This is a genomic window from Paraburkholderia tropica (assembly GCF_900109265.1).
GTDB classification, from domain to species: Bacteria; Pseudomonadota; Gammaproteobacteria; order Burkholderiales; family Burkholderiaceae; genus Paraburkholderia; species Paraburkholderia tropica.
In genome coordinates this window covers 1-20860 of the sequence record NZ_FNZM01000018.1, presented here as the reverse complement: position 1 = coordinate 20860, position 20860 = coordinate 1, and the positions used below count along the sequence as shown (strand labels likewise).

At 65.2% G+C, this 20860-nt stretch carries 19 protein-coding genes; 7 read left to right on the top strand and 12 right to left on the bottom strand.

Annotated elements, in window-relative coordinates; translation table 11 throughout:
• Positions 1-1953: DUF802 domain-containing protein (locus BMY06_RS27610; RefSeq protein WP_143064441.1), on the bottom strand; the 1953-nt coding region annotated here is incomplete at its 3' end.
• 10 nt (positions 1954-1963) lie between these two features.
• On the bottom strand, positions 1964-2845 hold the full coding sequence (locus BMY06_RS27605; RefSeq protein ID WP_074986505.1) for a DUF3348 domain-containing protein: 882 nt from the start codon (positions 2843-2845) through the stop codon (positions 1964-1966).
• A 268-nt stretch (positions 2846-3113) separates the two neighbouring features.
• Between BMY06_RS27605 and BMY06_RS27600 the strand changes: the two genes are divergently transcribed.
• Positions 3114-3350 (top strand): type II toxin-antitoxin system Phd/YefM family antitoxin, encoded by a 237-nt coding sequence (locus BMY06_RS27600; RefSeq protein ID WP_065057893.1) that lies wholly within the window; start codon positions 3114-3116, stop codon positions 3348-3350.
• On the top strand, positions 3350-3727 hold the full coding sequence (locus BMY06_RS27595; RefSeq protein WP_074986503.1) for a type II toxin-antitoxin system VapC family toxin: 378 nt from the start codon (positions 3350-3352) through the stop codon (positions 3725-3727). The genes BMY06_RS27600 and BMY06_RS27595 overlap by 1 nt, the downstream gene beginning before the upstream one ends.
• A gap of 60 nt (positions 3728-3787) precedes the next feature.
• Here the strand turns inward: BMY06_RS27595 and BMY06_RS27590 are convergent, their stop codons facing one another.
• The 5 genes from BMY06_RS27590 to BMY06_RS27570 all read right to left on the bottom strand — a co-directional run bounded on the left by BMY06_RS27590 (position 3788) and on the right by BMY06_RS27570 (position 10308).
• Positions 3788-4639 (bottom strand): carbohydrate ABC transporter permease, encoded by an 852-nt coding sequence (locus BMY06_RS27590; protein ID WP_065057895.1) that lies wholly within the window; start codon positions 4637-4639, stop codon positions 3788-3790.
• Positions 4640-4663: 24 nt separating this feature from the next.
• Positions 4664-5650: a carbohydrate ABC transporter permease gene (locus BMY06_RS27585; protein WP_231957420.1), complete on the bottom strand. Its 987-nt coding sequence runs from the start codon at positions 5648-5650 to the stop codon at positions 4664-4666.
• A 93-nt stretch (positions 5651-5743) separates the two neighbouring features.
• Positions 5744-6997: an ABC transporter substrate-binding protein gene (locus BMY06_RS27580; RefSeq protein WP_074986501.1), complete on the bottom strand. Its 1254-nt coding sequence runs from the start codon at positions 6995-6997 to the stop codon at positions 5744-5746.
• A gap of 72 nt (positions 6998-7069) precedes the next feature.
• Entirely contained in the window at positions 7070-9067 is a 1998-nt protein-coding gene (locus BMY06_RS27575; protein ID WP_074986499.1) for a beta-galactosidase, read from the bottom strand.
• Positions 9068-9150: 83 nt separating this feature from the next.
• Positions 9151-10308 (bottom strand): ABC transporter ATP-binding protein, encoded by a 1158-nt coding sequence (locus BMY06_RS27570; protein ID WP_074986497.1) that lies wholly within the window; start codon positions 10306-10308, stop codon positions 9151-9153.
• 191 nt (positions 10309-10499) lie between these two features.
• Here BMY06_RS27570 and BMY06_RS27565 point away from each other — a divergent pair, with 191 nt between their 5' ends.
• A complete protein-coding gene (locus BMY06_RS27565; RefSeq protein WP_065058992.1) occupies positions 10500-11549 on the top strand; it encodes a LacI family DNA-binding transcriptional regulator in 1050 nt (349 codons plus the stop codon).
• Here BMY06_RS27565 and BMY06_RS27560 read toward each other — a convergent pair.
• Positions 11539-12318: a TetR/AcrR family transcriptional regulator gene (locus tag BMY06_RS27560; protein WP_080180343.1), complete on the bottom strand. Its 780-nt coding sequence runs from the start codon at positions 12316-12318 to the stop codon at positions 11539-11541. The two genes, BMY06_RS27565 and BMY06_RS27560, sit on opposite strands and share 11 nt — an antisense overlap.
• Positions 12319-12382: 64 nt before the next feature.
• Between BMY06_RS27560 and shc the strand changes: the two genes are divergently transcribed.
• Complete coding sequence (shc, locus tag BMY06_RS27555) at positions 12383-14407, top strand: squalene--hopene cyclase (protein ID WP_244144326.1); 2025 nt, start codon at positions 12383-12385, stop codon at positions 14405-14407.
• Positions 14408-14651: 244 nt separating this feature from the next.
• A complete protein-coding gene (locus tag BMY06_RS27550; RefSeq protein WP_065058993.1) occupies positions 14652-15605 on the top strand; it encodes a chemotaxis protein CheV in 954 nt (317 codons plus the stop codon).
• 152 nt (positions 15606-15757) lie between these two features.
• On the opposite strand, the gene BMY06_RS40515 is transcribed toward BMY06_RS27550, so the two are convergent.
• From BMY06_RS40515 to BMY06_RS27540, 3 genes are all read right to left on the bottom strand, one after another.
• Positions 15758-15886 carry a hypothetical protein gene (locus tag BMY06_RS40515; protein WP_260696490.1) on the bottom strand — a complete coding sequence of 43 codons (129 nt, stop codon included), beginning with the start codon at positions 15884-15886 and terminating at the stop codon, positions 15758-15760.
• Positions 15887-16021: 135 nt separating this feature from the next.
• A complete protein-coding gene (locus BMY06_RS27545; protein ID WP_279613548.1) occupies positions 16022-17101 on the bottom strand; it encodes a 2-keto-3-deoxygluconate permease in 1080 nt (359 codons plus the stop codon).
• A gap of 66 nt (positions 17102-17167) precedes the next feature.
• Positions 17168-18694, bottom strand: coding sequence for a UxaA family hydrolase (locus tag BMY06_RS27540; RefSeq protein WP_074986495.1), 1527 nt, complete (start codon positions 18692-18694; stop codon positions 17168-17170).
• A 191-nt stretch (positions 18695-18885) separates the two neighbouring features.
• Between BMY06_RS27540 and BMY06_RS27535 the strand changes: the two genes are divergently transcribed.
• Entirely contained in the window at positions 18886-19599 is a 714-nt protein-coding gene (locus BMY06_RS27535; protein ID WP_074986493.1) for a FadR/GntR family transcriptional regulator, read from the top strand.
• A gap of 246 nt (positions 19600-19845) precedes the next feature.
• Here BMY06_RS27535 and BMY06_RS27530 read toward each other — a convergent pair whose 3' ends face one another.
• Complete coding sequence (locus BMY06_RS27530; RefSeq protein ID WP_161495550.1) at positions 19846-20397, bottom strand: GNAT family N-acetyltransferase; 552 nt, start codon at positions 20395-20397, stop codon at positions 19846-19848.
• Positions 20398-20568: 171 nt separating this feature from the next.
• Here BMY06_RS27530 and BMY06_RS39970 point away from each other — a divergent pair.
• A partial coding sequence (locus BMY06_RS39970) for a DUF6882 domain-containing protein (RefSeq protein ID WP_208608912.1) occupies positions 20569-20860 on the top strand: 292 nt, incomplete at its 3' end.

Below are 20860 nucleotides of genomic sequence, written 5' to 3'. Positions count from 1 at the left end.
TTCGGTTTGCGTGGCGATATCGTTTGCGGTTTTTGCAAGCGCATCGCAAATGAATTGCTGACGCTCGGCGGCTTGCGTGCTCGCAGCTTGCCATGCGTTTGCATTCGCTTCGGCAGCGCGTGCGATTTCCGCAATCGTGCCGCTCGCATGCGCTTCGGTTTGCGTGGTGATATCGTTCGCGGTTTTCGCGAGTGCATCGCAAATGAATTGCTGACGCTCAGCCGCTTGCGTGCTTGCCGTCTGCCACGCTTGCGACGCGGCCTGTGCCGTGCGCGTGATTTCGGCGATCGTGCTGTTCGTATGCGCTTCGGCGTGCGCGGCGATATCGCCCGCGGTCTTCGCGAGCGCGTCGTACACGGCTTGCTGTTTTTCCGCCGCCTGCGTGCTCGCGGCCTGCCACGCAGCGGAAGCCGACTCGGCCGCGCGCGCGATTTCGGCGATCGCGCCGCTCGCGTGCGTGCCCGTCTGCGCGGCGATCGCGTTCGCGGTCTGTTCGAGCGTTGCGCAGATGGCCTGCTGATGCTGCGTCGCCTGCGCGCTGGCCGTCTGCCATTCGTCGCGCAGCGTCGCGCCCATCGCGCCGAGCGTGTCGGTCCACGCCGCGAGACGCGTTTCGTCGCGCGCGACCAGTTGCGTCTGCAGGTCGGCGTGCGCCTCGTTGACCGCGCGCAGCAACGCCGACGCGTGCTGCTCGAAGGTCGCCGCCGCCTGCGTGAGCGCCTGCTGGTTGTCGCCCGCGAGCTTTTCGCCCGCACGCTCCTGACGCGCAAGCGCATCGTGCCACGCCTGCGAGACTTCGGCGTTCGCGCTGGCGTGGCGCGTCGTCACGTCTTGCAGCAGGCTCGCGGAACGCGCTTCGAAGCTCGCGTTGAAGCGTTCGAGCGCGTCGTGCAGATCGCGCGCGAGCGCTTCGCCCGAGCGGCGTTGTTCGGCGAGCGCGTCGGTCCAGATGCCGGCGACGCGCGCGGTGTTGGCTTCGAAGCCCGCCGTGAGCCCGTCGAGCTGGCGCTCGACCGCCTGCGTGAGCGTGCCGTGCAGCGCGGCGCTTTCGCGCGCGAGGCCGGCCATCGTCGCTTCGACGACCGGCGCGAACGCCTGGCCCGCGGCGCGCGCGCTTTCCGCCGCGCTCGACTTGAGCGCTTCGCCAACCGAGGCCGCGAGACGCGTGTAAGTGGCTTCGGCGCTGCCGAGGAACGCCTGCTGGCTAGCGAGCTGACGCTCGCCTTGTGCGGCGCCCTGGCGTTCGATGGCCTGCATCATCGATTCGAGACGCTCGACGAGCGCGGGCATCGCTTCGGCCTGGCGCTGCATCAGCGCGAAGTTGGCTTCGCGCTGATGCGCGTGCGAGAACGGGCGCAGCGCGGTCGCGACCTGCGCGTCGAGGCGCTGGGCGGCTTCGATGCGCTCGCGGCGGCACAGCGCGGAAAGCAGGCCGAGCATGGCCGAGCTGGCCACGCCCGCGATCGAGGTGCCAAATGCGAAGCCGAGGCCGCGGATCGGCGCGGACAGCGCGGCGCGGATGGCGTCGAGATCGGTGGCGCCGTCGAGCGCCGCGCCGGTGCCGCGCAGCGTGTTCACCATGCCGAGCAGCGTGCCGAGCATGCCGAGCAGCACCAGCATGCCGACCAGATAGGGCGTGAGCGACGGGCCGGGCAGCGCGGCGCGCTCGCCTTCGACGCGCGCGCGCACGGCGCTGCGCAGGCTCGGATGCAGCGTGTCGAGCCAGCCGCCGAGCGTGGCGGGCGGTTTCGCGAGGCCGCCGACGGCCTGCGCGAGCGTCGCCGTGGCCTTGCGGTAGCGATGCAGTTCGAGCGCGCCGCCCACGTAGAAGGCGCAGATCAGCACGGTGACGGCGAGCGCGGGCGTGTTCGTGCCGGCGTAGCCGGCGGCGATCCAGCACACGGCGACGAGACCGGCGAGGAACACAACGAGATCGATTCGAAGTCTGGACATAGTGCTTGGGCTAGCGGGCGCGAAGGGCGGCGATGAGCCCTTCGACCGGTTGAAACCGAACATCCAGTTCGGCGAGCAATACGCTCTGCATATCCTTGCGGAACGTGTCGAGCCAGGCCTGCGGGCCGGGCGCGCCACGGTCGGCGGGCGATTGGGCGGCGGCGCCGGCCGGGGTGTCGGCGGCTGGCGTGGCTGCGGGTGCTGCGGTTGGCGCTTGGGTCGGTGCTTCCGCCTGCTTTGTGGCGTCGGCTTGCGCCTCTAACTCAGCCTGCGCCGCTTTCGCGGCCTTGCGCAGACGCTCGAAATGCGCGCCCAGCAGGCCCGGCACCGTACCGAGCAGGCTGCGTTCACGCGCAGCGAGCGAGCGCTCCATGGCGGCGTCGAGCGTCGCGAGCTTCGCCATCGGCGCCGATTGCACGGCGAGGCGGCTGCGCAGACGCGTGCGCAGGTCGCCGATGTCGATCTCCATCTTCTGCTGCAACGCGAGGTAGCACTGGCGATAGAGCGCGAAATCGGCGTCCATCTCGGGCGTTTCCGGCACCTGTGCGCGCGCCTGCGCGAGCGCCGCGCCGCGCAGCGCGCGTTTGGCGGGCGCGAGCAGGGCGTCGCAGGCAATCGCCTTCGAGAGCGCGGAACGCAGTTCGAGACCGCGTTGCGCCTCGTCGGCGCCATTCGTGCGCGCGCCCGCTGCCGCCGCCATGCTCGCGGCAGGCGCGGACAGCACCGTCGAGAGCGCGATCGCGTCGGTCCAGCCGAGCCATTGGCTCAGCCGGTCCGCGAGCGGCTGCTCCGACGCGAGCACCTCGGTTTCACCGAAGCGCGCCAGAATGCGAACGAGGGCCGGACCGCTTAGCGACGTGCGCTTAGCCGGACCTTGCGGGGGAGGGACCATACCACAACAGGCAAAAAAGGCAGCAGTTTACACGGCGGCGCACCGGGCTTCGCGGTTTTGCGCGTGGGCGCGCGGCGAGCATCTCGCCGGTGCGCGCTAAGCTGCTGTTTTTGTAGGCTTTCGGCGCTGTCAAGTCCGTAAAGTCCGGAGCGCGGTTAGGGAGTGCGGTAAATGGGGGCCGGTAAGGTCGCCCATTCGGCCAGGTTGTTCGGCGGCCAGGAGTGGACTAAGATGGACTAACTTCCACGGATTTCAGACGAGCGCCGCCATGTCCACGGTCAACATTCACGAAGCGAAAACGCATTTCTCGCGGCTCGTCGACGCCGCCGCGAACGGCGAGGAGATCGTGATTGCCAAGGCCGGCAAGCCCGCCGCGCGGCTCGTGCCCATCGAGCCGCTGAAGGCCAGACGCCGGTTCGGCGGCATGAAGGGCGAGATCCGGATTGCGGACGACTTCGACGCCCCGCTGCCCGACCACGTCATCGCCGATTTCGAGGGCCGCTAATGCGTTTGCTGCTCGATACGCATGTCTATCTGTGGGCGCTGATGGACGACCGGAAGCTGAGCAAGGTGGCGCGCAAGCTGATCCTCGACGCCGATGAGGTCTACGTCAGCAGCGCGAGCATCTGGGAAGCGTCGATTAAATCCAGCCTCGGAAAGCTCGACGTGGATATCGAACAGCTCGTCGAGCAGATCGAGGCAAGCGGTTTCCGGGAGTTGCCGGTGCGCGCGCTGCATGCGGCCTGCGTGCGCAGCCTGCCCGACATTCATCGCGATCCATTCGACCGCATGCTGGTTGCGCAGGCGCTGACCGAACCGCTGCGGCTCATGACCGCCGACGCGCATCTGTCGAAATACACCGAACTGGTGTTGTCCGTTTAGGCACGACCAGGCGGCGCTGTGTACGCGCGCCGCCCGCTCCCCTCCACACTCACCCCGCATTCACCCCTTCGTCGCCCCGAACGTCAGCCCCGCGACGAAGTGCTTCTGCATCGCGAAGAACATCGCCACCGAAGGCAGCGCCGCGAGGATCGAGCCCGCCGACACCAGATTCCACGCCGTCGTCCATTGACCCTTGAGCGCGGCCACGCCCACGGTGATCGGCGCGGCGTCGTCGCCTTGCGTGAGACACAGCGCCCAGAAGTAGTCGTTCCACACGAACGTGAACACCAGAATGCCGAGCGCCGCGAGCGCCGGGCGGATCAGCGGCAGGATGATGCGGAAGAACACGGTCCATTCGTTCGCGCCTTCGATGCGCGCCGCTTCCACCAGTTCGAACGGCAACTGCTTGATGAAATTGCGCAGGAACAGCGCGCAAAAGCCGGTCTGAAACGACAGGTGAAACAGAATCAGGCCGCCCACGCTGTTATAGAGGCCGAGCTTGAGCGTGAGGTCGCGCACCGGAATCATCAGCACCTGGATTGGCACGAAATTGCCCGCGACGAAGGTCGCGAACAACGCTGAATTGCCCGGAAAGCGATAGATCGCGAGCGCGAAACCGGCCATCGCCGCGAGCGCGATCGCGCAGACCACCGAAGGCACGGTGATCAGCACGCTGTTCCAGAAGTAATGGAGCATCGGCGAGGCGGTGAGCGCTTCGCGATAGTTGTCGAACATCGCGAAGTGGCGCGGCCAGCCCCAGTAATTGCCTTCGTTGAGTTCGTCGGTGGAGCGCACGGACGTCATCAGCACGGCGAGCATCGGCAGCAGCCAGATCACGAGCGCGATCGGCAGCGAGAGCTTGTAGAGCCGGCGCGGCGCGGGCTTCCATTTGTCGACGGGAATCGGAAACATGAGCGTGTCCTCGGTTTGGCTCGATCAGTGCTCGTTCTTCAGCAGACGGCGCAGGTGATAGACGATGTAGAGCAGCATGATCGCGAACAGCACGACGGCGATCGCGGCGGAATAGCCGAGCCGGTAATACTTGATGGCCTGGTCGTACATGTAGTACGCGAGCACCGTGGAGCTTTCGAACGGGCCGCCGCCCGTCATCACGGAGATCAGGTCGAAGCTGCGCAGCGCGCCGATGATCGTCACCACCACGGCCATGAAGGTCGTCGGGCGCAGTTGCGGCAGGATCACGTGCCACAGCAGCGACCAGCCCTTCGCGCCTTCCATGCGCGCGGCTTCGATCTGCTCGCTGTTGAGCGTCGTGAGACCGGTCAGGTAGAGGATCATGCAGTACGCCGTCTGCGGCCAGAGCGCCGCGAAGATGATGCCGGGCGTGGCGTAGTGCGGGTCGCCCAGCACCGGAATGCCGTGGCCGAGCAGCAGCGCGAGCAGGCCGAAGGTGGGATCGTAGAACCACGAATACACGAGCCCGACCACCACGCCCGAGAGCACGAAGGGCGCGAAGAACAGCGACTTGACGATGCGGATGCCCGGCACCGCCTGGTTCAGATAGAGCGCAATGGCGAGCCCCATCGGCGGCGCGAGCAGAAAGAGCGCGAGCCAGATGACGTTGTTCTTCAGCGCGGTGTAGAAGGTGGGCGCGTGAAAGAGTTCGACGTAATTGGCGAGGCCGACGAAACTCGCGTCGCTCATGCCGTCCCAGTTGTAGAACGAGAGGCGGATGGTCGAGAGAATCGGCCAGACCACGTAGATCGCGACCATGATGCAGGCGGGCGCGAGAAAGAGGCACGCGGCGCGGCGCTGGCGGCGCGCGGTGGGCGAAATGCGCCGGTTCGGTCGACCGGCGGCGGGCGCGGTGCGCGGCGCGTTCGAGTGGCCGTTGCCGGAACTCGACGCACCCGAAGGGCCGGACGCGTTGGGCGTGTCGTGCGAGGCACGGATCGTTGAAGTCACGGGGCGAACCACCACAAACCTCCAGTGCGAATCATGAGGCGGCGCGCGGCATGCAGCCATCGCGTGGGCATCGCGCGCGCCGCCGCCATCGGCTTACTTCTTGTAGATACGCTTGCGCGCGTCTTCGAGCTGCGCGAGGATCGAATCGATCTTCGTCGGATCGGCCATGAATTGCTGCATGCCCTTCATGCCTTCGTCGGCCATTTCCTTGGTCATGTCGCGATCGTAGAACTGCGCGATGCCGCCCTTCGTGTTCGCGAGAATCTGGAAGCCGATCTTCGAGATCGCGTCTTCCGGTTCCGGCGACTTGCTGTTGGCCGACAGCGAGCCCAGACCCTTCGCGAGCTGCGCGCCCACTTCAGGCGTTTCGGCGAAGGCGAGGAACGCGTGCGCGTCGGCCTTGTTCTTCGCTTTCGCCGGAATATGCAGCGATTCGACCGGACCGTCCTCGGCCGTCGGCACATTCGAGTCGATGATCGGGAACTGGAAGTAGCCCATCTGCTGCTTCACCGTGGGGCTGAAACCGCCCGTGATGAAGGTGCCCATCAGCATCATCGCGGCCTTGCCCTGGAACAGGAACGGCTGCGCGGCGTCGAGGTCGTAGGACAGCGAGTTATCGATGAAATAGCCAGCGTCGAGCAGTTGCTTCCACGTCGTGTAGACCTTCTTCACGCGCGGGTCGGTGTACGGCACTTCGCCCGCCATGAGCTGCTGGTGGAACTTGTTGCCGTTCAGGCGCAGGTCGAGATAATCGAACCAGCCCGCGAGTGTCCACGCGTCGCGTCCGCCCACGGCGATCGGCGTGATGCCGGCGGCTTTGAGCTTCTTGCAGTCGTCGAGAAACTCGTTCCAGGTTTTCGGCTCGTTCGCGATGCCGACCTTCTGGAACAGGTCCTTACGATAGAACATGCCCCACGAGTAATAGACCGTGGGCGCGGCGTACTGCTTGCCGTTGTACGTGGACGATTCCTTCGTCGACGCATACATCGTGTCCCAGCCGTTCTTCTGCCAGTCGCCGCTCAGGTCTTCGAACAGGCCGCGCTGCGCGTAGAACGCCATGCGCTCGCCGTTGTGCCAGTTCACGATGTCGGGCGGCGCGGTCGTGAGCCAGTTCGGCAACTGCACCTTGTACGCTTCCTCGTCGACGAACGACACCTTCACGTCCGTGCCGGGGTGCGTCTTCTTGAACTCGTCGATCACCTGAGTCCACACGGCGCGCTGGCTCGCGCCCTTGAACGCGATGTTCACTTCGAGCGTGCCGGCTTGTGCCGGGGTCGCGAGCGCGCCCGTGAACGCGGCGGTCGCGAGCGCGACGGCGACGAGCAGGGTGCGGGGTTGCATGGTCATGGCCTGTCTCCTTGGTTTTACGTCGTTGTCAGTGCTGCCGTTTGTGTCGAAAATTGCTGAATTTCCTGCGTTTTATGCTGCTGCCGAGCGGTACGCCGAGACGCCTTGCGGCTCGATCGCGCGCGTGCCGATCACGAAGTCGCGATCGGCGATCGCGGCGTCGATCGTGTGCGTGCCGGGGCCGTAGTTGAAGACCCACGTGAGGCCGCCGCGACGGCTCACGCGCACGGCGTCGCCGAGCGGCGTGGGGGCGAGTCCCGCTTCGCTGGCGATGCGCGCGAACAGCGCCTGGGTGGCGTCGTCGTCGAACAGACTCGCGAGATAGTGCACCGCGCCGTGCTTCACGTAAGCGGGATGGCCGTCGGTGAAACGCGCGCGGACTTCGCTCGCGCCGTCCTGCGCTGCATCGCTCGATTCGCTCAATTCGATCAGATCGCGCCAGTGGCGGGCGTGACCCGTTTGCGCGCCGAACGCGACCGGTTCGGTCACGTTGGGACGCAGCGATTCCACGCGCCACACGCGCACCGGCAGGAGCGACGCGAGCGGGCCCGGCGGCAGATTCGCGGGAATCTGCAGATCGACGGTCTTCGAGCCGGTGCGCGGACCGACGATCACCTGCGCGCCGGACTGCGCGAGACGCTGCGCGAAGTCGTCGGGCAGCACGGGCAGGGGCGGCACGACCACGAGCTTGTAGCCGTCGAGCGGCGCATGCACGGACACGATGTCGACGTCGAAACCGAGCGAGCGCAGCGCCGAGTAATACTCCACGGCAAAGCGCGGATAGTGAAAATCCGCGCCTTGCGGATGCACTTCGAATAGCCACTTCGCTTCGTAATCGAATACCAGCGCGACGTGCGTTTTCACCTGCGCATTCGCATCGGCTTGCGCGTCGGCGAGCACGGTGCGGATTTCCTCGGCCACGCGCGCGGCTTCGCTGCCGCCGATATCGAGCCGGTTGTCGGGCGTGTTCAGCCCGGCATGCATCTGCTCCTGCGCGAACGGCGCCTGACGCCAGCGGAAATACGACACGCAGCCCGCGCCGTGCGCGAACGCTTCCCAGCTCCACAGGCGCACCATGCCTGGCAGCGGCGCGGGATTCCACTGCGCCCAGTTGACGGGGCCGGGCTGCTGCTCCATCACCCAGAACGGCAGCTTCGACATGCCGCGATACACATCGTGATTGAACGACGCGAAGTCGGGATGGCCCGTGCGCAGATAACGCGCCTTTACGTCCGGCGCATACCACTGCTCCTCGAGCGCGCCGAGCGGATAGCTGTCCCACGATGCCACGTCGAGATCGGCGGCCACCTTGTAGTGATCGAACTCCGTGAACAGCTGCATGAAGTTGTGCGCGATGGGACGGCCCGGCGAATGCGCGCGGATGATGTCCACCTGCATGCGGTTGTAGCGCTGCACCTCGTCGGACGCAAAGCGGCGATAGTCGAGCCGATGCGAAGGATGCGCTTCCGTGACGGTGCCGATGGGCGCGTCGATCTCGTCGAAACTGCGGTACTCCATGCTCCAGAACACCGCGCCCCACGCCGTATTGAGCGCGCCGATGCTGCCGTAGCGCGCCTTGAGCCACTCGCGAAAACGCTTCACGGCTGCCGGCGAATAGCTGACGACGGTGTTGTGGCAGCCATATTCGTTATCGGTCTGCCAGTAAGCGACGGCGGGATGCTGGCCGTAGCGCTGCGCGACCGCTTCGCAGATGCGCTTCGACGCCTCGTAATACTCGGGCGACGAAAAATCATAGTGACGACGCGAGCCGAACGCGCGCACGCGGCCGTCCGAACCCACGGGCAGAATCTCCGGATGGCGGTCGATCAGCCACTTCGGCGGCGTGGCCGTGGGCGTGCACATGACCACTTTCAGGCCCGCGTTGCCGAGCGTGTCGACGGCGCGGTCGAGCCAGCCCCAGTCGTATTCGCCGGGCGACGGTTCCATGCGGCTCCATGCGAATTCGGCGATGCGCACCTGCTCGATGCCGAGCGCCTTCATGCGCGCGGCGTCGTCCTTCCACATCGCTTCCTGCCAGTGCTCGGGGTAGTAGCAAACTCCAAGACGCATTGCGGTGTCCTCTTTTCGTTGGGTTCGTGCGCGCGTTCCGAATCGATACGGATTCCTGATCGATCGAACGCGTGCGCGTGGATTCAGGCGTGAGTCTCGACGATGTCGAGCGGCGCGACGGCGAAACCGTTTTCCGCGAACAGATGGCAGAGCGCGGCGCTCGCGCGGAAATGCGCGGTGTCGCCGGAACCGAGACGCGCGTCGCCGGGCGCCTTCGCGATCAGCACCGCGCCGCCGGGCTGGTCCAGATGCACGTAGCTGTGCTCGCCGAGCGCTTCCACGAGCGTGACCTTGCGCGTGAGCGCGAGCGTGTCGGCTTGCGGCGCGGCGGCTTCGTGCACGGGTTCGAGATGCTCGGGCCGCACGCCGAGCGTGACCGGCGCGCCCACTGCGAGCGTGCCGCCCTGGCGCGGCAGCGTGAGCGTTTCGCCGCTGCCGTCGAGCGTGACGCTCACGCCGTTCGTGTCGATGGCGGTTACCGTCGCGGCCAGAAAATTCATGCGCGGCGAACCGATGAAGCCCGCCACGAAACGGCTCGCGGGCCGGTGATACAGATCGAGCGGCGCGCCCACCTGGGCGATGCTGCCATATAGTTCGGTATCCTGACCGCTGTGCAGCAGCACGATCTTGTCGGCGAGCGTCATCGCCTCGATCTGGTCGTGCGTGACGTAGACCACGCTCGCTTCGGCGAACTGCTTGTGCAGGCGCGCGATTTCGATGCGGGTCTGGCCGCGCAAGGTGGCGTCGAGATTCGACAGCGGTTCGTCGAAGAGAAACACGCCCGGTTCGCGCACGATCGCGCGGCCGATGGCCACGCGCTGGCGCTGGCCGCCCGAGAGCGCTTTCGGATGGCGTTCGAGCAGCGCTTCGAGCTGCAGAATGCGCGCGGCTTCGCGCACCTTGCGGTCGATATCGGCTTTCGGGGTTTTCGCGAGCTTCAGGCCGAAGGCCATGTTCTCGTAGACCGTCATGTGCGGAAAGAGGGCGTAGCTCTGGAACACCATCGCCACGCCGCGTTGCGCGGCGGGCACGTCGTTCACGAGTTTGCCGCCGATCGACACGTCGCCGTCCGTGACGTCTTCGAGTCCCGCGATCATGCGCAGCAAGGTGGATTTACCGCAGCCCGAAGGTCCAAGAAACACGCAGAATTCGTTCTTGCCGATCTCCAGATCGACATCGCGGATCACCGGCGCGTTGTCGCCGTAGGCCTTCTGCACGCCTCTCAAGGAAATGCTCGCCATGCGTCCCGTCTCCATGTTTTAATCGGCACGAAGCGGAGATTAAGCGCTTAATCAGGCAACCGAAAAAAATCGATCGTGGGCGCGATCGCAGGTTGCTTGTCTCCGGATTCGTTTTGAATGCGAGGTCTATGGTGCCGTCGCCGCATGCGATCAGGCAAATGTTGAAACGCATTCCCATATATTGAGCTTTCATGCCCACGCCCACTCTTGCCGAAGTCGCGCGCCATGCCGGCGTCACGCCCGCGACCGTGTCCAACGTGCTGCGCGGACGCGGTCGCGTGGGCGAGGCCACGCGCGAACGCGTGCTGGCGGCGATCGCGGCGCTCGGCTACCGTCCGCATCTGCCCGCGCGTGCGCTCGCGGAGGGCCGCGCGCCCACGATGGCGCTGATGGTGCCGAGTATCGCCAATCCGTTTTATCCCGAGTTCGCGCTCGCGGTGGAAAATGCGCTGCGCAATACCGGGCAATTCCTCATCATCTGCAATACCGACGGCGATCCGGTGACGGGCCGCGCGTATCTGGAGCAGATTGCCGGCACGCTGTCCGAAGGCGTGCTCGTGACCAATGCGAACCTCGATTTCGACGATCTGCGCCGCACCGAATCGCGTGGCGCGCCGGTCGTGCTGTGCATGTGGGAACGTCCGCTCGAACCGCCGGGGCTGCCGTGCGTGGCCGTGGATTTCCGGCTCGCGGGCGAACTCGCGGCGCGTCATCTGATCGAGCTGGGACATCGGCGCGTGGGCGCGATCGTCGGCAGCAAGGCGACGGGCATTCATGCGGCGCGCTACGAAGGTTTTCTCGATGCGATGCGCGCGGCGGGGCTCGACGGCGCGGCCGCGCCGACCATCTTCACGCCCGACACCACGCAGGGCGGCTACGCGGCGGCGCGCGAACTGCTCGGCCGCCACCCCGATCTCACCGCGCTGTTCACGACCAACGATCTGCCCGCGTTGGGCGCGATGCAGGCCGCCGCCGATCTGGGCTTCGACGTGCCGCGTCAGTTGTCGGTGGTCGGCATCACCGACATTCAGTTGGCGAGCGAATCGCGGCCCGCGCTGAGCACGGTCGCGGTGCCGACGGCGGAAGCGGCGGGGCTGGCGGTGAAGCTGCTGCGCGAGCTGATCGCGCAGACGGGGCGAGCGGCGAAAGAGCGCAAGGCGCCGCGCGAGGCGACGGTGTGCGTGACCTCGGCGCCGCAGCTCGTGGTGCGGGCCTCGACGGCGCGCGCGCCTACGGCTTGAGGAGCGTCATGCGCTCGATCTGGCGCACGACTTCGTCGCGCAGTTCGGGCGACATGTCCTGATAGCCGAGCAGGTCGGAGATCCACAGGCCGTCCGCCGCGAGACGGCAGATCATGAGACGCGCGGCCTGATCGAGCGGCAGCGGATCGGGGCGCGTCCACTTGCGCATCGGCGTGGAATAGCGCTCGCGAATCTCGGGGTCCGTCATCATCGCGGCGACCAGCACGCGCAGCACGTTGGTGCTGGCGGCCGGACTCGTTTCGTCGATGGTGGTGTGCAGATAGGCGCGCGACGCTGCGCCGCGCGCGTCCTTGCGGTCGGCGGCGAGGCGCGTTTCCATCTGATCCTCGAAGCGTTCGAGCGTCTGCTCGAACAAGGCGTCAAGGAGTCCTTGCTTGTTGACGAAGTGATATTGCAACGCGCCCTTGGTCACACCGGCGCGCTCCGCGACGGCTTCGAGCGTGACGGCCTGCACGCCGTGATCGGTGGCGATATCGGACGCGGCCTGCAGCAATTGCGCACGCACCTGCGCCGGGGCTTTCTTGCGACGCGTGCCGGAAGCGGGGGCCTCGGAAGCGGGGACTGCGGATTGCGTCGCGGGCTTTGATGCGGGCTTCGGAGTGGTTTTCCGGGTGGATTCCGCCGAGGATTTCGCGGCGCTCTGTGCGGGAGTTTTGGGCGCCGGCGTCTTGCGGGTGGCGCGCGGCTTCGTAGCGCTTTCGGCGCGTCCGGCAGCGCGCGCCGGTGCGTTGACGTTGAGATTCTTCATGGTTCGATCTTACCATTGCCGGCGGCGGCGCAAAACATTCCGTACGGATGGTATTATTCGCGCCATGAAAAAATCCGACCTGCCATTCGCGGCGCTGCTCGACGCCGCCATCGTGCGCGGACGCGACGCGCTCGCGCGCCGCCAGGCGCCCGACGGAAGCTGGTGCTTCGAGCTGGAATCCGACGCCACGATCACGGCCGAATACATCCTCATGATGCATTTCATGGGCAAGATCGACACCGTGCGCCAGGAGAAAATGGCGCGCTATCTGCGTGCGATCCAGCGTCTCGAAACGCACGGCGCGTGGGACCTCTACGTCGACGGCGCGCCCGACGTCTCGGCCAGCGTGAAGGCCTATTTCGCGCTGAAAGCCGCCGGCGACGCGCCCGACGCGCCGCACATGAAGCGCGCGCGCGACGCCATTCTCAAGCTCGGCGGCGCGGCGAAGTCGAACGTTTTCACGCGCATCCTGCTCGCCACCTTCGGCCAGGTGCCGTGGCGCGCCACGCCGTTCATGCCGATCGAGTTCGTGCTGTTCCCGAAGTGGGTGCCGATCTCGATGTACAAGGTCGCGTACTGGGCGCGCACGACCATGGTGCCGCTGCTCGTGCTCTGCTCGCTCAAGGCGCGCGCGCGCAATCCGCACGCGGTGTCGATCGCCGAACTGTTCGTCACGCCGCCGGACGAGGAGCGCGACTACTTTCCGCTCGGCAAGGGCGTGCGCAAGCTGTTTCTCGCGCTCGACCGCACGATACGCCATATCGAACCGCTGATTCCGGGCGCGCTGCGCAAGCGCGCGATCCGTCACGCCGAAGCGTGGTGCGCCGAGCGCATGAACGGCGAAGACGGCATGGGCGGCATCTTTCCGCCGATCGTCTACAGCTACCAGATGATGGACGTGCTTGGCTATCCCGAGGACCACGCGCTGCGCCGCGACTGCGAAAACGCGCTCGAAAAACTGCTGATCGAGCGCCCGGACGGCAGCGTGTATTGCCAGCCGTGCCTCTCGCCGGTCTGGGATACTGCGTGGAGCACGATGGCGCTGGAGCAGGCGCTCGCGGTGCCTGCGGAAGAAGCCGTCGAAGCGTCGGGATCAATGGGCGAAACGCGCGCGGCCTCCACGCCGGTCGCGCAACTCGACCGGCAGATCGCGCGCGCTTACGACTGGCTCGCCGAGCGTCAGGTCGACGACCTCAAGGGCGACTGGATCGAGAACGTGCAGCCCGACGTGCCGCCGGGCGGCTGGGCGTTCCAGTACGAGAATCCGTACTATCCGGATATCGACGACAGCGCGGTGGTGGCGGCCATGCTGCATCGTCGCGGTCGCGCGGAGGCGCGCAGGACGGGCCGCGATCCGTACGCGGCGCGCGTGTCGCTCGCGCTCGACTGGATGCGCGGTCTGCAATCGCGCAACGGCGGTTTCGCGGCCTTCGACGCCGATTGCGACCGCCTGTATCTGAACGCGATTCCGTTCGCCGATCACGGCGCGCTGCTCGATCCGCCGACCGAAGACGTGTCGGGTCGCGTGCTGCTGTGTTTCGGCGTGACGGGCCGCGAAGAGGAGCGCGCCTCGCTCGCGCGCTGCATCGACTACATCAAGACGACGCAGCGCGAGGACGGCAGCTGGTGGGGCCGCTGGGGCACGAACTATATTTACGGAACGTGGAGCGTGCTGGCGGGACTCGCGCTCGCGGGCGAAGATCCGCGCCAGCCGTATATCGCGCGCGCGCTTGCCTGGCTCAAGGCGCGCCAGCACGCGGACGGCGGCTGGGGCGAAACCAACGACAGCTATATCGACGCGAAACTCGCGGGCACCAATGGCGGCGAGAGCGCGTCGAATTTCACGGCGTGGGCGTTGCTCGCGCAAATGGCATTCGGCGACTACGAATCGGAGTCGGTGCAGCGCGGGATTGCGTATCTGCTCTCGGTGCAGGACAGCGACGGTTTCTGGTGGCATCGCTCGCATAACGCACCGGGTTTCCCGCGCATTTACTACCTGAAGTATCACGGCTATACCGCGTATTTCCCGCTCTGGGCGCTGGCGCGTTATCGCCGTCTCGTGGAAGCGGGGCGCGCGAAAATCGCGTGATTTCTGCCTGAGCGCGGCGTGATGATCGCCGCATGACATCCAGACGCCACTCGAACGAGTGGCGTTTGCATTTTGAAAGCTTGGGCGGATGCGAGGAAAGGGTGGCCGATCGCGTTCAAGCTTCGCCGGGCGCTGCCGATATCCCGGGTAGAGGGTCGTGCAGAGCGGGGACAGATGCGCAGGGCATCCCGGCGAGCGCCAGCCAAAACGACGCAGAAACGACGCAATTCCTTAGACAAATTCCATGAAGACGATCCAGCCAGGCGTCGACGAACGCACCACGCTCACCAGCAACAACCGCTTAGAACTCCTGCTGTTTCGCCTCGGCGAGGCGCGTCCGGGCGCCGGGCGCGGGCTTTACGGCATCAACGTGTTCAAGATCCGCGAAATCGTGACGATGCCGGAAGTCACGCCGATCGCCGGTTCGCCCGCGCATCTGGTGGGCGCGGTCGATATTCGCGGCCAGATCATTCCGGTAATCGACATTGCTTCGCTGATCGGTTCGGCGTCGGACAAGCCGCCCGCGATCCTGCTCATCACCGAATTCTCGCGCGGCACCCAGGCGTTCGCGGTGGAGGAGGTCGAGGACATCATCCGCCTCGAATGGAAGGAAGTGCTGAGCGCCGAATCGAGCGGCACGTCGGGCTACGTGACGGGGATCGCGCGCATCGACGCGGGCAATGGACAGACGCGTCTCGCGCAGGTGCTCGACGTCGAGCAGGTGATGCGCGACGTGTTCCCGGAGCAGCACGAAGACGTGAAGCCCGAAGCGGTGGGCGACGCGCTGCGCACGGCGGGCGGCCGCATTCTCGCCGCCGACGATTCGGGCTTCGCGCGTGCGTTGATCGGTCAGGCGCTCACGGCGCTCGAAGCGCCGCATGTGATTGCGTCGAACGGCGAAATGGCGTGGCAAATGCTGCTGAAGATCGCGGAGGAAGCTGCGCAGGAAAAGGTGCCGGTGCGCGAGAAAGTGTCGCTCGTGATTACCGATCTGGAAATGCCCGAGATGGACGGCTTCATGCTCACACGCAAGATCAAGGCCGACGATCGGCTCAAGCATATTCCCGTGATCATTCACTCGTCGCTCACGGGCGCGGCAAACGAAGCGCACGCGCGCAACGCGGGCGCGAACGGCTACATCACGAAGTTCGCCCCGGCCGAATTGTCCGCGGCGATCCGCAAGGCGCTCGCCGCATGAACGCGGAACAGTCGCCGCTGCAACGAACCCCCTGTAACACATAACAACGCTTCTCTCTGGTTCCGGGCGCCGACGACAAAGCCCCGGAACCGCTCCGTGCCGACCTTCGGGTCGGCTTTTTTTTGCGTTGTGCGGAGCGGGAGGATGGTGCGTTAGAGCGCGTGTTGCACCGTGCGCGCCGAGTCGGTGATGTCCTGGCCGAAGCCGGCAATCGTATTGCAGGCCGAAAGGGCGAGCGTCGTGGCGGCGACCAGAAGAATCGCCAGAATGCGAATGTACATATAAACCCCGCGTGGTAATCGAACGCCGGCCGTGCGCTTTATTGCGTTCTGTGAACCGGCGTGAACGGGAGTTTATCAGCACTCGATGCGCGCGCACCTTACATTAACTTGCGGGTCGCGCGCGCGAGGTCTGAATCAATGCACGCGATCCGCGTGGGCGTTGACGTCGATAACCGGCACTGCATGCGCATCGTCGCGCGAAGCCGAGTGTGTGCGCCCGGTGCTCGCGGTGCGCTTCGCGCGCCAGCGCGCGTAAGCCGCCGTCATCAACGGCGCGAGCAGCGACGTGACGATGGTCGAGGCCGCGATTTGCGGCGTCGCCACCGACACGAGCGCGCCGAGGCGCGGATCGACGGCGGCGATCGCGGTCGGCGTCGCAACCGCGTTGCCGGCCGTGGTCGAGGCCGCCATGCCGCCGACGCCCGAGCCGCCCATCAGGCGCGACGCCAGCACGTTGAACACGGTGCCTGCCGCGAGCGTGATCAGGCCGAGCACGATGCCGGACAGACCCGCGCCGAGAATCGCATGCAGATTGATCTGCGCGCCGAGCCCGAACGCAAAAAACGGAATCAGCAGATCGCCGCCCGACTTGAGGAATTTGCGCATGTCGGCGTCGAGATTGCCGAGCACCATGCCGATGACGATCGGCAGGATCGTCGCCACGAGATCGAGCACGGGAATCTTCGCGAGGCCGGACAGCCCGAGCGCGACCATCGTGATGAACGGGCCTTCGAGGATCGACAGCACCGCGAGCGCGCCGCGATCCATTTCATCGCCGAATTGCCGCGTCAGTGCGGCGTAGAGACCCATGTTTGCATTGGTGACGGCCGCGATGATCGCCATGCCGGATAAACCGAGAAACCCTTGCGCGCCGAAGAATTTGCTGACCACGAGCCCGATCAGCACACCGCTGACGAGTTTCGCGATCGTGATCGCCGCGCCGTTTCGAAGCGCACGCGGCGCGGTGCGAAACTGAATTTCGGCGCCCATGCAGACGAAGAACACCGCGAGAATCGGCAGCGCGCCATGCGCGAGTTGCGTCGAGAAACTGCCGATGCCGAGCACGCGCGGCGCGAATGTATTGAGTACGCTACCCCAGAGCAGAGGGATGACCATCATCCCTCCAGGAAAGCGTTCGATGGCCTGTTTGATTTTCACCTTGAGTCTCCTGCTTATTCTGGCGCGCACGCATGCGGGCGTGCGGCCGGTTTTCATTCTTCAAAGGTCATGCGAGGCGATGGCGCGGCATGCAGCGAAACACACGGCATGCCGCGCGCGGCGTTACATCTGCGCGCCGATCATCCACGGCACGAATTCCTCGTTGCCGATGCCGAGCGCTTCGCTCTTGCTCTTGCCGCCCGACGCCACCTCGACGATCATGCGGAAAATCTCTTCGCCCTTTTGCTCGACGCTTGCGGTGCCGTCCATGATGTCGCCGCAATTGATGTCCATGTCGTCGGCCATGCGGCGATACATCGGCGAATTGGTCGCGAGCTTGATCGAGGGCGCGGGCTTGGCGCCGAAGCACGAACCGCGTCCCGTCGTGAAGACCACGAGATTCGCGCCGCTGGCAATCTGGCCGGTCGCGCCCATCGGGTCGTAACCCGGCGCATCCATGAAGACGAGGCCGTGCGTGTCGACCGGTTCGGCATAGCGATACACGCCCATCAGCGGCGAGGAACCACTTTTCGCCACCGCGCCCAGCGACTTTTCGAGGATCGTCGTGAGGCCGCCGGCCTTGTTGCCAGGCGTCGGATTATTGTCGATGCTGCCTTTCTCGCGTTCCGCGTAGGCTTCCCACCAGTGAATGCGCTCGACGATCTTTTCGCCGACTTCCTGGCTGATCGCGCGTCGCGTCAACAGATGTTCCGCACCGTAAATCTCGGGCGTTTCGGAGAGAATCGCGGTGCCGCCGTGACGCACGAGCAGATCGACGGCCGCGCCCAGCGCCGGGTTCGCCGTGATGCCCGAATAGCCGTCGGAGCCGCCGCATTGCAGCGCGATATTGATGTGCGAAACCGGCAGCGGCTCGCGCACCGATTGATTCGCGATCGGCAGCATGGTTTTCACGGCGGCGATCGCGGCGTCCACGGTCTTTTGCGTGCCGCCTTCTTCCTGCATCACGAGCGGCACGAGCAGCGGGCCGGGCTCGACGCCCTCGGCGATAAACATCGCGCCCATCTGGTTCGCCTCGCAACCGAGACCGATGATGACCACGCCCGCGAAATTCGGGTGCTTCACATAGCCGCCGATCGTGCGGCGCAGTTGCGCGATGCCTTCGCCATGATGGTCGATGCAGCAGCCGAAGCTGTGCGTGATCGGCACGATGCCGTCGACGTTCGGATACGCATCGAGCGCGCCCGGCGTGCTGAAGTGCTGCGAAACCAGCTTCGTGACGGTGGCCGAGCAGTTGACCGTGCTGATCACGCCGATATAGTTGCGCGTGGCCACGCGGCCGTCGGCGCGGCGAAAGCCGTTGAAGGTCAGCGGCGCGCTCGCGGGCTCGACGGTCTTGAGGTCTTCGCCGAAAGCGTAATCGCGGTCGAATTCACCGATCGAGAGATTGTGGACATGCACGTGGTCGCCGACGCGAATCGGCTGCGTGGCGAAGCCGATGATCTGGCCGTAGCGGCGCACCGGCGCGCCTTGCGCGACGTCGCGGCAGGCGACCTTGTGGGCGGCGGGAATGTCGGCGGCGCAAACAATATCGTCGAAATCGGCGAGAATCGTACCGGCGGCGAGTGCGCCGCGTGCGATCAGCACGTCGTCGAGGTCGTGCAGTTTGATGGCGAGCGTAGCCTGGCTCATGGTGCCTCCTGATTGTGGGGTCGGGGTGCCGGGCGTGGCTCGTCGTAGTGGCTCGCGAGCGTTGGCGACCGGCGTGAGCACATGATCGGGCGGGCGGGAGACAGGCGCAAATTGGTCAGGCCAATTCGGGGACCACGGCGTCACGCGGCATTTTTCCGCGCCATTCAGGCATAGCGAACAGAGAGTCGAAGGTGGAAAGTCGTTCGAAAAACACAGGCGCGCTGGCCCAGACGGTCCGGCGCATCGAGACAGGCATTCAGGAAGGACGCTGGCAGGCCGATGAGCGCCTGCCTTCCGAGCGCGCGCTCGCGGAGTCGTATGGCGTCTCGCGGGCGACGGTGCGCGAGGCGATCGGCCGGCTCGCGAGCAAGGGCGTGCTCGAAACGCGGCGCGGCAGCGGCGTCTATCTGCTGCGTGCGAAACCCACGGGGCTCGCGGCGCCGTGGTTGCAATTGATCACGGATACGCCGCCGTTGCGCTCGGAAACGCTCGAATTCCGACTGGTATTCGAATGCGCGGCGGCGCGCTTCGCGGCGCTGCGCTCGTCCGCGCATGAACTCGAACGCTTCGAGACCATACTCGAGCGCATGCGCGACGCGGTGACTCATGCCGACGTGGACGCCGAAGCGGCCACCGACGGCGAATTCCACACGGCGCTCACGGCGGCCTCGCACAATCGTCTGCTCGATCAGTTTTACGCGAGCGTCATCGCGATGCTGCGAGATCATATTGCGAGCAATACCTACGACGCGACGGTCAATAACGCCAACGCTGCGATGCAGGCGCGCAATCGTCTCGATCAGCACGAATCGATTTATCACGCCATTCGCGACCGCAATCCCGACGCGGCACAGCAGGCGATGTTCGTGCACATCGATTACGTGGGCAAACAGTTCAACGTCTGAGCGGCGCTGAAGCGGGGTATTGGAAGTTACCGGTAATTCACGAGATTGATCACGTGGTTGAGGAACCCCGGCGGGCTTTATTAACTATTGCGGTGGGTTGGCTCAAGCCTTTGATCCGTGGGGTTTTCGGCTGTTTTTTTGGGGAGGGCGGCGCATTATGCGCTTCGTAGCGGCACGCGTTCTTTCGCGTCGCGATAACGTTAGATCATCTGACTCAGTTCGGCCAATTTGAGCCATTCGGCGCCGCTATCTGATTGGTCGCTCCATCACGATGACGTTGCCGATGAATCTCGGATTGGTCGTGCTATAGGCGGTCTCAAAGCCCTCGCGTTGCCAGAATGCTAACGCGCCCGGATTCGTCGAAATAGCGGCGAGTTGCAGTCTCCGGTAGCCCCGCTCACGCGCCATCTCGTTGATCAAAGCCAGCGCAGTTTGTCCGTACCCTCGACTCTGATGCGGTCCTGAGAAAAGCAGCAACCCGATCCATACGCAGTCATCGTTCGGATATGAGCGAATCACGTCAGCACAGCCGACCATGTCTGGCCCAACGTAAAATCCGAAGACTAATTTGTCCGTCGTATCCTTACTGGTTGGCTTGCCATTGAAGAAATCGTCAACATCTTCCTCGGAGGGCGGCCGACCTTCGACGAGTTCACTGTACGAAGGTGCCTCCAGAAAGATGCGCAACACGTTCGCGCAATCGCTGTGCGACTCGCTGGTGAGTGGGCGGATTGTAAGCATCAGGAGCAGTTTCGAGGTGAGAGCAGCAATTCTAGAACCATTGGCCGGAGTGGACATAGACAGCGCAACGTCGTTGTGAGCGTCCGCATTGCGCATGCTTGACTGGCCGAATCAGGTCGCGTGATGCCCCTTGCATTAAGCGCACGCCCACTGCGCTCGCTGGGCACGATCGTTAGACGCAGTGCGGCCACAAACGGCCGTTCGACACCGATGCGCAGATCGTCGACAATGACGCCTTCCCAGACCAAACAAAAACCTGTGAAAGACGAAGAATTTGACGCGTTCTTAGAATGCGCTCTGGCTGAACTAAACGTAAAACAGGCGGTTCTGTCTAATTCGTTCGGCATCGGAGGTAGTGAGCGTTTCGTCGTGGATTTTGCGTCGGGTCTTCTGACGTTCTTCGTCGGTGAATCTCCAACCGCAGAGGCGTCCATAGTGCCATTGGGAACGCACTCTCTCGACAAACAGCGCTATCGTTGGTCATGGTCGGATGAAGGTCTTCCAATGGACGTTCGGGATG

What these genes read in the sequence shown, in the direction of transcription:
- BMY06_RS27605 (WP_074986505.1), bottom strand. Translation starts at nt 2,845, where the DNA reads ATGGTCCCTCCCCCGCAAGGTCCGGCTAAGCGCACGTCGCTAAGCGGT.
- BMY06_RS27600 (WP_065057893.1), top strand. Translation starts at nt 3,114, where the DNA reads ATGTCCACGGTCAACATTCACGAAGCGAAAACGCATTTCTCGCGGCTC.
- BMY06_RS27595 (WP_074986503.1), top strand. Translation starts at nt 3,350, where the DNA reads ATGCGTTTGCTGCTCGATACGCATGTCTATCTGTGGGCGCTGATGGAC.
- BMY06_RS27590 (WP_065057895.1), bottom strand. Translation starts at nt 4,639, where the DNA reads ATGTTTCCGATTCCCGTCGACAAATGGAAGCCCGCGCCGCGCCGGCTC.
- BMY06_RS27580 (WP_074986501.1), bottom strand. Translation starts at nt 6,997, where the DNA reads ATGACCATGCAACCCCGCACCCTGCTCGTCGCCGTCGCGCTCGCGACC.
- BMY06_RS27575 (WP_074986499.1), bottom strand. Translation starts at nt 9,067, where the DNA reads ATGCGTCTTGGAGTTTGCTACTACCCCGAGCACTGGCAGGAAGCGATG.
- BMY06_RS27570 (WP_074986497.1), bottom strand. Translation starts at nt 10,308, where the DNA reads ATGGCGAGCATTTCCTTGAGAGGCGTGCAGAAGGCCTACGGCGACAAC.
- BMY06_RS27565 (WP_065058992.1), top strand. Translation starts at nt 10,500, where the DNA reads ATGCCCACGCCCACTCTTGCCGAAGTCGCGCGCCATGCCGGCGTCACG.
- BMY06_RS27560 (WP_080180343.1), bottom strand. Translation starts at nt 12,318, where the DNA reads ATGAAGAATCTCAACGTCAACGCACCGGCGCGCGCTGCCGGACGCGCC.
- shc (WP_244144326.1), top strand. Translation starts at nt 12,383, where the DNA reads ATGAAAAAATCCGACCTGCCATTCGCGGCGCTGCTCGACGCCGCCATC.
- BMY06_RS27550 (WP_065058993.1), top strand. Translation starts at nt 14,652, where the DNA reads ATGAAGACGATCCAGCCAGGCGTCGACGAACGCACCACGCTCACCAGC.
- BMY06_RS40515 (WP_260696490.1), bottom strand. Translation starts at nt 15,886, where the DNA reads ATGTACATTCGCATTCTGGCGATTCTTCTGGTCGCCGCCACGACGCTC.
- BMY06_RS27545 (WP_279613548.1), bottom strand. Translation starts at nt 17,101, where the DNA reads ATGAAAACCGGCCGCACGCCCGCATGCGTGCGCGCCAGAATAAGCAGG.
- BMY06_RS27540 (WP_074986495.1), bottom strand. Translation starts at nt 18,694, where the DNA reads ATGAGCCAGGCTACGCTCGCCATCAAACTGCACGACCTCGACGACGTG.
- BMY06_RS27530 (WP_161495550.1), bottom strand. Translation starts at nt 20,397, where the DNA reads ATGTCCACTCCGGCCAATGGTTCTAGAATTGCTGCTCTCACCTCGAAA.